At 43.4% G+C, this 13370-nt stretch carries 11 protein-coding genes, 2 pseudogenes and 2 riboswitches; of the genes and pseudogenes, 7 read left to right on the forward strand and 6 right to left on the reverse strand.

Going from position 1 to position 13370, the window contains the following annotated elements; genetic code table 11:
* The first annotated feature begins 17 nt into the window (after positions 1 to 17).
* The 3 genes from AXI57_RS01050 to AXI57_RS01060 all read left to right on the forward strand — a co-directional run bounded on the left by AXI57_RS01050 (position 18) and on the right by AXI57_RS01060 (position 3006).
* A complete protein-coding gene (locus AXI57_RS01050) occupies positions 18 to 680 on the forward strand; it encodes a CoA transferase subunit B (RefSeq protein ID WP_003326290.1) in 663 nt (220 codons plus the stop codon).
* An 11-nt stretch (positions 681 to 691) separates the two neighbouring features.
* Positions 692 to 1477, forward strand: coding sequence for a 3-hydroxybutyrate dehydrogenase (locus AXI57_RS01055; protein ID WP_003326291.1), 786 nt, complete (start codon positions 692 to 694; stop codon positions 1475 to 1477).
* 131 nt (positions 1478 to 1608) lie between these two features.
* Positions 1609 to 3006 (forward strand): sigma-54 interaction domain-containing protein, encoded by a 1398-nt coding sequence (locus AXI57_RS01060; protein WP_061669000.1) that lies wholly within the window; start codon positions 1609 to 1611, stop codon positions 3004 to 3006.
* A 54-nt stretch (positions 3007 to 3060) separates the two neighbouring features.
* On the opposite strand, the gene AXI57_RS01065 is transcribed toward AXI57_RS01060, so the two are convergent.
* The 5 genes and pseudogenes from AXI57_RS01065 to AXI57_RS20585 all read right to left on the reverse strand — a co-directional run.
* The gene (locus tag AXI57_RS01065) at positions 3061 to 4200 is read right to left on the reverse strand and encodes a 5-methyltetrahydropteroyltriglutamate--homocysteine S-methyltransferase (RefSeq protein WP_061669001.1); all 1140 of its coding nucleotides are present in this window, start codon (positions 4198 to 4200) and stop codon (positions 3061 to 3063) included.
* A gap of 75 nt (positions 4201 to 4275) precedes the next feature.
* Positions 4276 to 4362, reverse strand: a riboswitch (SAM riboswitch).
* Positions 4363 to 4442: 80 nt separating this feature from the next.
* Positions 4443 to 4919: an LURP-one-related/scramblase family protein gene (locus AXI57_RS01070; RefSeq protein WP_174522090.1), complete on the reverse strand. Its 477-nt coding sequence runs from the start codon at positions 4917 to 4919 to the stop codon at positions 4443 to 4445.
* A gap of 159 nt (positions 4920 to 5078) precedes the next feature.
* Positions 5079 to 5320, reverse strand: a pseudogene (locus AXI57_RS01075) (hypothetical protein).
* Between the two features lie 1089 nt (positions 5321 to 6409).
* Entirely contained in the window at positions 6410 to 7642 is a 1233-nt protein-coding gene (pepT, locus tag AXI57_RS01080; RefSeq protein ID WP_061669003.1) for a peptidase T, read from the reverse strand.
* Positions 7643 to 7691: 49 nt separating this feature from the next.
* Positions 7692 to 7793 (reverse strand): annotated as a pseudogene (locus tag AXI57_RS20585) (DNA-binding response regulator); the annotation flags it as partial.
* A gap of 130 nt (positions 7794 to 7923) precedes the next feature.
* Between AXI57_RS20585 and galE the strand changes: the two are divergent.
* Complete coding sequence (gene galE, locus AXI57_RS01085) at positions 7924 to 8943, forward strand: UDP-glucose 4-epimerase GalE (protein ID WP_061669004.1); 1020 nt, start codon at positions 7924 to 7926, stop codon at positions 8941 to 8943.
* A 72-nt stretch (positions 8944 to 9015) separates the two neighbouring features.
* On the opposite strand, the gene AXI57_RS01090 is transcribed toward galE, so the two are convergent.
* Positions 9016 to 9555 carry a DUF4352 domain-containing protein gene (locus AXI57_RS01090; RefSeq protein ID WP_141292156.1) on the reverse strand — a complete coding sequence of 180 codons (540 nt, stop codon included), beginning with the start codon at positions 9553 to 9555 and terminating at the stop codon, positions 9016 to 9018.
* A 410-nt stretch (positions 9556 to 9965) separates the two neighbouring features.
* A riboswitch (guanidine-I (ykkC/yxkD leader) is annotated at positions 9966 to 10068 on the forward strand.
* Between the two features lie 69 nt (positions 10069 to 10137).
* Between AXI57_RS01090 and AXI57_RS01095 the strand changes: the two genes are divergently transcribed.
* From AXI57_RS01095 to msmX, 3 genes are all read left to right on the forward strand, one after another.
* A complete protein-coding gene (locus tag AXI57_RS01095) occupies positions 10138 to 10974 on the forward strand; it encodes a YitT family protein (RefSeq protein ID WP_003326319.1) in 837 nt (278 codons plus the stop codon).
* A gap of 222 nt (positions 10975 to 11196) precedes the next feature.
* Positions 11197 to 12090, forward strand: coding sequence for a PucR family transcriptional regulator (locus tag AXI57_RS01105; RefSeq protein ID WP_061669006.1), 894 nt, complete (start codon positions 11197 to 11199; stop codon positions 12088 to 12090).
* A gap of 119 nt (positions 12091 to 12209) precedes the next feature.
* Positions 12210 to 13310, forward strand: a complete 1101-nt coding sequence (gene msmX / locus AXI57_RS01110; RefSeq protein ID WP_061669007.1) for a maltodextrin ABC transporter ATP-binding protein MsmX — start codon at positions 12210 to 12212, stop codon at positions 13308 to 13310.
* Positions 13311 to 13370: the final 60 nt, after the last annotated feature.

The raw sequence follows: 13370 nt of genomic DNA on the forward strand, positions 1-13370 counted from the left end.
TAAAGGAGGCTGATAGAATGAGAGATGCCAGAAAACGAATGATAAAACGGGCTGTAATGGAGATTAAGGACGGAATGAATGTGAATCTGGGGATAGGGATGCCGACGCTTGTAGCCAATGAGATACCGAGTGATTATAACGTTTTGCTTCAGTCGGAAAATGGCTTGCTTGGGATCGGGCCTTACCCGCTGGAAGGAACGGAGGACCCGGATCTGATCAATGCGGGGAAAGAAACCATTACTGAGGTGAAGGGGGCATCGTATTTTGACAGCGCCGAATCCTTTGCCATGATTCGAGGCGGTCATATTGATTTAGCGATCCTCGGCGGGATGGAGGTATCCGAACAAGGGGATTTGGCGAACTGGATGATTCCCGGGAAAATGATCAAAGGAATGGGCGGCGCCATGGATTTGGTCAATGGAGCAAAACGGATTGTTGTCATCATGGAGCACGTCAATAAATATGGAGAATCTAAAGTCAAAAAGGAATGTACGCTGCCGCTGACGGGTAAACAAGTTGTCCATCGGCTGATCACAGATTTGGCTGTATTCGATTTTCACGATGGACGAATGACACTGGCCGAACTGCAGGAAGGCGTGTCTATGGAGGAGGTTTATGAAAAAACGGAAGCTGAATTTACCGTCAGCCAGTCGTTCAAGAATGGTGTCCGACAAAAATAAGGAGGCGCGTGATGAAGTCATTACTTACTGAAAAAGTGGCTTTTGTGACAGGAGCCGCCGGAGGAATTGGATTTGAAATAGCGAAGGAATTTGCCCGCGAAGGAGCCGCCGTCATCATATCTGATGTAAATGAACAGGCTGGAGAAGAGGCGGCTGCGAAGCTGAAAGAGGAAGGCTTTGAAGCGGTAAGCAAGCCATGCGATGTGACAAATGAAGAGCAAATAGCCGATACACTGCAAACGATTGAGAAACAATTCGGGCGTCTGGATATTCTGGTTAATAATGCGGGCATTCAGCACGTCGCCCCCATTGAGGAATTTCCCACAGACCGTTTTGAAGGGCTCATTCGTGTCATGCTGACCGCGCCTTTTATCGCAATGAAGCATGCTTTTCCCATTATGAAGAAACAGCAATTCGGAAGAATCCTTAATATGGCATCCGTTAACGGGTTGATCGGTTTTTCCGGCAAGGCGGCCTACAACAGTGCGAAGCATGGCGTAATCGGCTTAACGAAGGTGGGGGCCCTTGAAGGTGCGTCTGACGGAATCACGGTCAATGCACTTTGTCCGGGATATGTGGACACCCAGCTTGTTCGCAGCCAGCTGAAGGACCTTTCAGAAACAAGGAATGTTCCGTATGAACGCGTACTGGAGGATGTCATTTTCCCGCTAGTGCCGCAAAAACGTCTTCTTTCAGTTAAGGAAATTGCTGATTATGCGATATTTTTGGCCAGCGACAAAGCGAAAGGAGTAACCGGCCAGGCCGTTGTGCTTGATGGCGGTTATACTGCTCAATAAACATAAGCTTCTCTTGATTTCATGGAAAGGCCTCGTTTATGATAACAATATATGAAAGTGCTTACATTTCCTTTTTCCGGCAAGGCGGCGGAAAGAAATACAGTTCTTTGATGTAAAAGGGACGGGGTGCGATGAAACATACTATTAAAACATTGCCTTATGAATGGCTCGATGAAATCATCAATCTTGCAGCGGAATGTATCGTTGTGGTGGATCATGAGGGGAAAATCCTCTACATCAATGCAGCGTACTGCGAATTTCTGAAAACAAGAGAGCAAGAAGCACTCGGAAAACCTGTTCAGGATATCATTGAAAATTCAAGAATGCACATTGTGGCGAAAACGGGGCAGACAGAGGTAGCGGCCATTCATCCGATTAACGGAAGCGAAATGATTGCGAACAGATACCCGCTGTATGTGAATCAGCAGCTTGTTGGGGCGGTTGGTACAGTCATGTTCCGCAATCCTCAAGAATGGATGGACTACTCCAAGAAAATCAAGCCTCTTTTGGAAGAGCTCAAATATTATAAAAACAAATATGAAAAAGAGCTGTACAGCAAATATCATTTTGGTGATTTAATCGGGAACAGCCGTCCGTTTATGGAAGCAAAAACGCTTGCGGAGCGGGTTTCTGACAGCCAGTCAGCCGTCTTGCTTTTGGGTGAATCCGGGACCGGAAAAGAGCTGTTTGCCCACGCCATTCACCAAAACAGCCGTCGCCGGTACGCTCCCTTCCTGCGAGTAAACTGTGCTTCTATTCCTGAACACTTATTTGAATCCGAAATTTTCGGCTATGAAGAAGGCTCATTTACGGGAGCGAAGAAAGGCGGAAAAAAAGGAAAGTTTGAACTGGCTCATCAAGGAAGCATTTTTCTCGATGAAATCGGGGATCTGCCGTTACAAATGCAAAGCAAGCTGCTGCGTGTCCTGCAGGAGAAGGAAATTGAACGAATCGGCGGCAGAAGTCCGATACCGATCGATGTGCGCGTAATTACGGCGACACATCGCGATCTGGAGCAAATGGTGCAAGAAGGGAAGTTTCGTCAGGATCTATATTACCGGCTGAATGTGATTAACATCCAGATTCCCTCTTTAAAAGAAAGGTTAGAGGATATCGTTCCGATCGCCAGACTGTTAGTCAAGAAACTGGAGCGGAAGTTTGACCGTTATGGACTAGAGCTCTCCGACGGAGCTATAGAAGAATTGCAGTGCTATTCCTGGCCGGGGAATATAAGAGAATTGGAAAATGTGCTAGAACGGGCGGTCAACGTACTGGATGGGAGGCTGATTGGTCCGGAACACCTGAATCTGCCACGCAAACCGGACGGAGAAGAAAGGCAGCGCCGTCCATTGAAAACATGCAAAAATCAAGCGGTCAAACCTTTAAAGGAGGCAATCGCAGAGGCGGAAAAGAAGGCGATAACAGAAGCGCTTGTGATAAGCTGCGGAAATAAAGCGGAGGCTGCAAAGCTGTTGCGGATTGGGAAAACAAGTCTGTACGAGAAATGCAAAGCATATCAGATTGATTAGTTTGATACCCACTAAAAAAGACACACAATTGATGTGTGTCTTTTTCACTTTGAATTACTTCCAAACATCCTTTGCAATCTCCACAACATGGCGCAATTTAGCCCATTGCTGCTCTTCCGTCAGCAGGTTTCCTTCTTCTGTGGAGGCAAAACCGCACTGCGGGCTGAGAGAGAGCTGATTTAAACTGACATAGCGTGACGCTTCTTCAATCCGGCGTTTGATATCATCCGGGTTTTCCAATTCTCCATATTTCGAAGTCACCAAGCCTAAGACAAGCTGAAGGTCAGGACGCTTTACGTAACGGAGCGGTTCAAAGCCGCCAGAGCGGGAATCATCATATTCTAAGAAAAGCCCATCAAGATTTAAACCGTCAAAAATCGTTTCTGCCGCTGCGTCATAACCGCCTTCAGCCGTCCAAGTTGATTGGAAGTTACCGCGGCAAATGTGCATGGTGACAGTCAAATCATCCGGACGGTCGGCAACTGCATCATTAATTGATTTTGCAAACAACTGTCGCAGCTCGTCAGGTGTTTTGCCGAATGCCTCAATTTGCTTTTTCCCTTGTTCCGATAAGAAGACCGCCCACGCCGTGTCATCAAGCTGAAGATAACGGCAGCCTGCATCGTAAAAAGCTTGAATCGCTTTTTTATAGGCGAGCGACAAATCATGCTGGAACGCTTCGTAATCATTTTGATATGAATCTTTTTCCACTTTCCCTCTAAAAAACAGCATATTCGGGCTTGGAATTGTCATTTTCGGTGTCGCGTCGCCGGCGATACTGTGCAGAAATTTATAATCTTCCAGCATCGGATGGTTCGTAAAGTCAATATCTCCGGTCACTTTGATCCCGCGGGGCTTTGTTTTGACATTGTGGAACTGGATGCCGCTTTCCGGCTTAAAGCCTTCTACGCCGTCCAAGTTCTCAAGAAAATCGAAATGCCACCACGCACGGCGGAATTCACCGTCCGTCACGACCTTCATCCCGGTTTCTTTTTGTTTTTCAACGATTCGGATAATTTCATCGTTTTCAATTTGGCGAAGCTGTTCTGCGGTAATATCACCGGCTGCCTTTTGGAGACGCGCTTTCTTCACTGGCTCTGAACGCAAAAGGCTTCCGACTTGATCCGCGCGAAATGGCGGCTTTTTCCGCTGAAGAGATTGATGTTGTTCTGTTGAAGCTGCTTGCTGTGACATAGATTATTCCTTCTTTCCGTTTTAAAAGTAAAAAGCTCTCCCTTTGGTAAGGAAGAGCTTGAGTTCACAATCTCAACCTTATCTTCAGGATTTAGCACCATTCTGTTAAACAGCGGTTGCCGGGTATCATCGGGCCAGTCCCTCCACCTCTCTTGATAAGGAAAATCGTTATATGAAATTGTTTTCAATAATCTTAATATTATTATTTTTTATTAAATTGTCAATATTTTTTGGGGAATTTCTTAATTTTCATCTTCAAATAACACCATATCCAGCACAATTGCGATTGCGAGACAAAGAACGTGATCCTCTTCATTCGGAATCTGCAAATGGTAGGAATCACCCCAGCTTAGCCACTTTTTACTGACTGACATCCGAGTATCTTTACCGTCCGTCACTTGAAAGTCCTGATTCCACAAATCGCCGTCAATGGTCCAATCGAGCTTTGATATCTCAAACTTCGGCTTGAAAAACGTTAATTTTTTCGTCATCTCGCAAACCGTTTCACCGTTTATTGAAATCTCATACCGAGGCAGAAAAGACATAAGCTTTTGATTAATTTCAGCGAGCAGGTTTCCGTCCATATCTGTAATCTGTAACTGATCTCCAAAAGAGAAAAAACTCCCTTCGACCCGGTACACCTCGTTCTCCTTTTGGTCATATATCTTAAATTGATCCTTAAACGAAAAAATCCGTTCTTTCATATATAAGTCCATTATAAGAAGTCTCCTTTTTGATGATCTTGTATCTTTACGGAAGCTGGCGGTGAAAAGTTTCATTTCAGAAGGAGAAAAAAGAAAGGGGGCGGAGCCAAGGGAGAACGATATAAAAAAAGATCAAGGCTGCAGAAATGTTCCCCGCAGCCTTGAATATATGTTTTATGAAAGCGGAAGCTGCCGTTTTTGACGGATGGCGTCCAAGTCGATTAAATTGTTAGGCGCAGAAGCAGATACAGGAGCAGGTGCTGTGGCCAGAGGGCTTGTCTTTTGTGTTTTACGTCGATTGTCCTTGCTGAATGAATAAAGCAGATAACCGCATAACGCAATGATAATAGATAGAATCATGTTACATACCTCCCAAAAAAGTTTTGGTGTTACTTATTGTACGGATAGAAGAGCAAAAAGTATTCAAAAAATTATAACTTTTCGAAAAAAATAATTGCGTGAAAAATAATTTGAAAATAAAATGCTGAAATTTCCTGTGGGTTGAGATAAAAGTCTTGTGTCATATTGTCTATATAGATTCTATCGACTGGAAAATAAATAAGTTTATATGACTTTTACCCTGTTTTTAAATAATGCAAATTAACCATTTTTGATCGGAGGACCGATGGGACACGCTTGATTGGTTTATACCCCAATTTCTAGACCGGTATGCAAAAAAACCCGATTTGGAGAACATCCGCATTGTTTCCAAGTTTCAGGCCGTTATACATATATCGCTGAGGTTTTTGACATTGAATGTTGTTTCGCAGGATATGGAGATGCACCGCGTTGCAAAATCTGTTTATCTTATGATTTATTGCATTAAAAAAATGAGCAGAAAACTAATCGCTGTAACCATACAAACTTTAATCCCTAAAAAACTTTTCTGTTTTATTTAAAAGATAAAAGAGAGCTTGTATTCCTAGGAGCAAATTCAAAGCCGCGAAAAGCAAATTGCGTGAATAACCCAACGCCAATAAGATAAAACCTGCCATGATCGTCCATTATTTTTTTGAATTCTGTTTTCGCCTCATCAGTTGAAGAAATAGAAACTGCTTCTGCAGCCAATTCTATCTTTAAAAGTGAAAAAAACGGCAGGTAGAATAAATGACCCCCAACATGAATAAAGTAACAGCGTCAAACATATGATTTCCTCCGTTTAAAATGTAGATATATGTAATGATGCTTGCTTACAAAGTGGTATAGTTCAGCGGGAATAGGAGGGATTCAATAAGCCTAAGAACTTTTTTCGATAATAAGACTTTAGAATAATCGTTTAAACAATCTCCTGATTTTTTTAAATGGGTTTCCTTTTGTTTTCATCTTGAAGGTTTTGGCTATTATCATCTTTTTCTTAAGGTCTTTTGCGACAGTGCCTCTTGTCATCGTCCTTCACTCCTCTTATATTGTTGATACTTTATTTACGGGAGGACACCGATACAAGTTTCATTTTTTTGCAATAAAAAACCAAAACGAACAAATCGCTTTGGTTTTTCGATGCAGACTTATGCTTGTTCTTCAAACAGCTTTACAATTTCCACAATGACATTCACAGCCTTCACCATATTTTCAGCAGAAATATATTCGAATTTCCCGTGGAAATTTTCTCCGCCTGTGAAGATATTAGGTGTCGGGAGGCCCATGTAGGAAAGCTGAGACCCGTCTGTTCCGCCTCGGATCGGGGAGATTTTCGGCTCGATGCCCAAGTTTTCCATCGCTTGCCGAGCGGTGTCAACGATTTCTTTGACGGGTTCGATTTTTTCCCTCATGTTGTAGTATTGATCGTTCATGTCGAGAATGATTCGATCTTTTCCGTATTGGTTTCTCAAGTCACTGACAATGCGTTCCATCTCTGCTTTTCTATTGTTGAAGCCTTCTTTGTCGAAGTCTCTAATGATGTAATGAAGTTTTGTTTCTTCTACGTCACCTTGGATAGAAAGCAGGTGATAGAAGCCCTCATAGCCTTCTGTTGATTCTGGCGCTTCTTCTTCCGGAAGCATCCGGTTCAGCTCCATTGCAATTTTAGCGGAGTTTATCATTTTTCCTTTGGCCGTGCCGGGGTGGACGTTGTTGCCTTTCACGGTAATTTTCGCAGCTGCTGCGTTAAAGCTTTCGTATTCCAATTCACCGAGCGGGCCGCCGTCTACTGTGTAGGCGAAGGACGAATTGAACCGTTTGACGTCAAATTTATGCGGGCCTCTGCCGATTTCTTCGTCAGGCGTAAAGGCGACTCTGATGGTTCCGTGTTTGATTTCCGGGTGTTTGATGAGGTAATCCATGGCAGTCATAATTTCGGCAATGCCGGCTTTGTTGTCGGCGCCGAGAAGCGTTGTGCCGTCTGTTGTAATCAATGTATGGCCTTTATAGCCGGGGAGCTCCGGAAATTGATCGGGTGACAGGATGACTTGCAATTCTTCATTCAGGACAATGTCTTTTCCATCGTAGTCTTCCACAATCTGCGGATTTACATGCTTGCCGGTAAAGTCCGTTGCGGTATCAACATGAGCCAGAAATCCGATTGTCGGTACGTTTTTTTCTGTATTGGACGGAAGGGTTGCCATGACGTAGCCGTTCTCATCAATGGCGGCCTCTTCCATGCCGATTGACTTGAGTTCCTCAACGAGCATGTTCGCTAATGTCAGCTGTCCGGGGGTGGATGGGCATGTGTCATTGTTTTCATTGGATTGCGTGTCGACCTTTACATATGTAGTGAAACGTTCAATGATTTCATTCTTCATTTCCAATCATCTCCTTTTTCTTATTTTATCACGGCGGGATGAGGCAATGCTATTTTACGATTCCGTTCCTTATCGCAAAAACGACAGCCTGTGTCCGGTCTTGTGCATCGCATTTTTGCAAAATGCGATGGACGTGGGTTTTTACGGTGGAAAAGTATAGGGTCAGGTTGTGAAATATGAAGAAACCATGAAGAAACTATTAAACTTTTGGAAAAGCGATGTGACCCGTTTCAAAAAACTATATAATGATTACAATTCATCCAATAGGGAGGCTATAAATCATGGCGATACTTGTAACAGGCGGAGCAGGCTATATCGGCAGTCATACATGTGTGGAATTATTGAATAGCGGCTATGATATCGTTGTTTTGGACAACCTTTCAAATAGCTCGGCGGAAGCGTTAAATCGGGTGCGGGAGATTACCGGAAAAGATTTGACTTTCTATGAAGCGGATCTGCTTGATCGTGAAGCGGTAGACACTGTTTTTGCAGAAAATCATATTGAAGCCGTTATCCATTTTGCAGGATTAAAAGCTGTCGGGGAATCTGTTGTGATCCCGCTCAAATACTATCATAACAATTTGACCGGGACTTTTATTTTATGCGAAGTCATGGAGAAATACGGAGTAAAGAAAATCGTGTTCAGTTCGTCAGCGACAGTTTACGGTGTGCCGGAAACCTCACCGATTACTGAAGATTTCCCATTGAGTGCGACGAATCCTTACGGGCAGACAAAGTTAATGCTGGAACAGATTTTGCGTGATGTGTATAAGGCTGACGCGGAATGGAGCGTTGCTTTGCTGCGTTACTTTAACCCATTTGGCGCGCATCCAAGCGGACGTATCGGGGAGGACCCTAACGGCATCCCGAATAACTTAATGCCTTATGTGGCGCAGGTAGCCGTCGGCAATCTGGATCAATTAAGCGTATTCGGCAACGACTATCCGACCAAAGACGGCACGGGCGTGCGGGATTACATCCATGTCGTCGATCTAGCGGAAGGCCATGTCAAAGCGCTTGAAAAAGTATTGAACTCCACAGGCGCCGACGCCTACAACCTAGGTACGGGAACAGGCTACAGCGTGCTTGAAATGGTCAAAGCTTTTGAAAAGGTGTCAGGGAAAGACGTGCCGTACCGATTCGCCGACCGTCGCCCGGGAGACATCGCGACATGCTTTGCAGACCCGTCAAAAGCCAAGAAAGAATTAGATTGGGAAGCGAAAAGAGGATTGGAAGAAATGTGTGCCGATTCATGGAGATGGCAGTCTTTGAATGTGAATGGGTACAAGGTGGTTAAATAAGATGGAGGCCTTCTCTTTTGAGGAGGTCTTTTTTAATAAAAATAGGGTGCCTTTTTGGCACCCTATTTGTCATTATTTAATTTTAACTACAACGTCATTGCTGAATTTAAGTGACCAAGTTCCTTTTGAATAGGCGTCCTTGTCAATTTCAAATGCTTTGACACCAGTCTCTTTAATATTCGGATTTAATTTACTAAGGATTTTGGAGTTATTCACTTTTGTTTCTGCAGCGTAACTTCCAGTAGCGTCAATATCTGAATCATACTCTGTTCCTTCTGAATCGACTAGTTTAATAGTTGGGATCGAAAATGAGCTTAACGGCTTTTTGGATACGTTTTTGATCGTGTATTGAACGGCAACTAAAACTCCGCCATCGGTTGCTTTTTTTTCAATAAACTGTGAACCTACTGAATCACGTTCTTCTACTTTAGTCACTGATACTTCAGTTTTTTCTGTTTTTACTGTATCGCCAACATTATAAGTTTTCTCTTTTTCTTCCTGACTGCTGCTGCCTGTTTTAGTTGATGCTTCAGAGCTTCCGCCGCCGCCCAGGTTTGAAATAATAATAATGACGACAACTGCAAGAATAAACGTGATAATTTTATGTCTCATAAAAAAGTTACGCTGATCCTTACCGCAATTCGGACACTTCTTTACTCCCTTTGCAATCTCTTGACTGCAAGCTTTACAAGGTGCTAGTTTACCTGCCATGATTTTTCCTCCTATGTAAGTAACTGTTTAAAACATATGTACTATAATGCCTATATATTTACACCTAGTCAATATAAAAATATAAAATTATATATTTTTTCGACATTTTATAGATCTTTTTTCTTGTAAAGTGAAGACTTTTTATAGTATCGGCTTTGTCATCTATTTGTTTAATAAATAATACTTTTTTCTATTTGTAGCGTACATGTCTCAATTTGTTTAAGTGATTGTCATTCTTTTGCAAATAACACTTGATTGAAGGCGGTAAGTCCCTTATAATGCTGGAAGGTGAACAAGAATATATACTGAAAAAAGTGGTTTTCTAGGGTTCCGCAATGCAAAATTGGTCTGGACCGAGAGAAAACACATAACAGTCTGGCTGTTATGACACGGTGGGATAAAAGCCCAGGAGTTTCTGCTCTTTTGTGAGAGCGTACTCCTGGGTTTTTTTGTTGATACTATCTGAAGGAGGAGTGTTTTGTGATGAAAAAGAAAATGCTTGATGTGCTGATGCTTGTGATTGGCGCTTTTTTCTTCGCGCTTGCAGTGAATTTATTCGCGATTCCCAATGACCTTGGGGAAGGCGGCGTTACTGGGATTACGCTGATTTTGTACTATGTGTTTCAATGGTCTCCCGGGGTGACAAACTTTATATTAAACGCTTTTCTGCTATTGATCGGATATAAATTTCTCGACGGGAAAACTACGGTTTATACGATTATCGCCGTGGCAGCAAACTCGCTTTTTCTGCATTTGACACACGGGTGGAGCACACCGTCTGATGAGCTGATCATTAACACAATTTTCGCAGGAGTGTTTGCGGGTGTCGGGATCGGCATGATCATTCGGGTCGGCGGCACAACAGCCGGTTCTGCGATTCTGGCCAGAATTGCTAATAAATATTTAGATTGGAATATCAGCTACGCGCTGCTCTTTTTCGATTTAATCGTTGTCTTCAGCTCTTATTTTATTATTGGTGCGGAAAAAATGATGTTTACGATTGTGATGCTGTACATCGGAACGAAAGTGATGGACTTCATTATTGAAGGCCTGAATACAAAAAAAGCGATTACTGTCATTTCGGAAAATAAAGGTGAAATAGCAGAGCAGGTCAATAAGCTGATGGACCGGGGCGTCACTATTTTGTCAGGAAAGGGGAACTATACGGGCCAGTCAAAAGAAATTTTGTACATCGTCATTAATAAACAGGAGCTTTCTATGCTGAAGAAAATCATCAGAAGCTGTGACAAAAAAGCGTTTGTGATCGTTCATGACGTGCGCGATGTGTTTGGTGAAGGGTTTGTGGATATTTCAAAATAAGGAGGTCCCTCTGCGCAGATGCAGAGGGATCTATTTGTTTAGAACGGATATGTGCGGTATTGCTTCTGTATCGAAATCCATTTCGTCTCAATTCATGCATATCCTCTTTATTGCCGTTGCAGTAAACGAAAGAGGGCCATCTCATGCGAAAAAGAAGCTGGAGAACATGTGTATTTCGCCTTATACTGAAAATACATATCCTTACATAGGAGAGGAGACCATATGAAGTCGCTGCTGGCTATTTATCCCGGTTCGATTGTGTCTGACAAGCTTTGTACAAAGGAAGACTGCCTATGTTTTTTTGATGAAAACAGTCAGAAATATATCTCGATCCCAAAAACGGAGATCAGCCAAAAGGAGACGTTGCTGCTCCAGTCATTTTTAACGCTAGCGGAAGAGGCGGATCACATGTCGTTCAAATCGCCAGAAGAAAACAAGTGGTTTGCGTTTCTATTCTCGAAAGGAGAAGTGCCCCCGAATATCACAAAGAGGACAAGGTTCATTCATTTTCATCTGATCGGCAAAACAGAACGGGCGTCATTTGCGGAAGCGATGCGCCACTTTTGGCCGGTGTCTTTTGTGATCGTTTGGATGCATGAGGACAGAGGCGTGATTGTCGAGCAGGAAAGTGAAGCGGCGGCCGGGAAAGACGAACTGGAGTCGCTCGCTAGGGTTCTTGAAAGTGATTTCTACTTCAGTGTCCGTTTTTACGCCGGAAGGTTTTATGAAACAGATGAGCGCTTACGAAAACATTATGCCCGTGAACAAACGTATTTTCTATTTGCTGAAAAGCGGCTGCCGCAGGTTCAGCGTGTGACGTTTGATATCATGTTCCCTTTTTTATTATTAGAAGAAGAAAAGGAACAACTGAAATCACTGCTTTGTGAAGAAGCCGAGCTATTATTTGAAAATGAACCTGAGCTGAGAAAAACGATCAAGCTGTTTATTGAAAACAACTCAAACGTGACATTAACAGCGAAAAAACTGCATCTGCACCGCAACAGCCTGCAGTACCGGATTGATAAATTTATCGAGCGGTCAGGAATAGACATTAAAACGTATACAGGCGCTCTGCTTGCGTATTTTATCTGCCTGCAAAGCGAAGGTTCAGAATAAACTGGAAATATGCACGAAAACGACCGTGTGATTTTATGAATGCTGCCCATTTCAGTGTTGGATAAATGCTGATACACTTGATTTAAGAAAGCGTTTACAACAATAAAGGGGGATGTTAGATGGCTGAATTGCGGATGGAGAACATTTATAAATATTATGATCAGAAGGAAGCGGCGGTAGACGACTTTAATCTTCACATTGCGGATAAGGAATTTATCGTATTTGTCGGCCCCTCCGGCTGCGGTAAATCAACGACACTGCGGATGGTCGCAGGACTTGAGGAAATTTCTAAAGGCGATTTTTATATTGAAGGAAAACGGGTAAATGATGTGGCGCCAAAGGACAGGGATATCGCGATGGTGTTCCAAAACTACGCGCTCTATCCGCATATGACGGTATACGATAATATCGCATTCGGGCTGAAGCTCCGCAAAATGCCAAAGCCTGAAATTAAAAAAAGAGTGGAGGAAGCCGCTAAAATTCTCGGGCTGGAAGAATATTTGCACCGCAAGCCTAAAGCGCTCTCAGGCGGGCAGAGACAGCGGGTTGCGCTGGGAAGGGCGATTGTGCGGGATGCGAAGGTATTCCTGATGGATGAGCCTTTGTCGAACCTGGATGCAAAGCTTCGGGTGCAAATGAGAGCCGAAATTATTAAACTCCACCAGAGACTGCAGACCACCACGATTTACGTCACGCATGATCAGACAGAAGCACTGACGATGGCGACTCGTATTGTGGTCATGAAGGACGGCAAAATTCAGCAGATCGGGACGCCGAAGGATGTTTACGAATTCCCTGAAAACGTATTCGTGGGCGGTTTTATCGGATCACCAGCCATGAACTTTTTCAAAGGAAAGCTGTCTGACGGCACAATCAAAATCGGTTCTTACGTATTGAGCGTGCCGGAGGGGAAAATGAAGGTGCTTCGTGAAAAAGGCTACATTGGCAAAGAAGTCATTTTCGGCATCCGCCCTGAGGATATTCATGATGAATTGATTGTCGTGGAATCGTATAAGAGCTCTTCAATTAAAGCGAAAATCAATGTTGCGGAGCTCCTGGGATCTGAGATCATGATTTATTCGCAAATCGATAACCAGGACTTTATTGCGCGTATCGACGCCCGGCTCGATATTCAGTCAGGTGATGAGCTGACGGTTGCGTTTGATATGAATAAGGCGCATTTTTTTGACGGTGAAACCGAAGTCAGAATTCGATCATAGCGTTTGCAAAACCAGACATGAAAAATGTGTCTGGTTTTTTGATATGAACCTAAAAACCTA

The sequence above is a fragment of the Bacillus atrophaeus genome (genome assembly GCF_001584335.1).
GTDB classification, from domain to species: Bacteria; Bacillota; Bacilli; order Bacillales; family Bacillaceae; genus Bacillus; species Bacillus atrophaeus.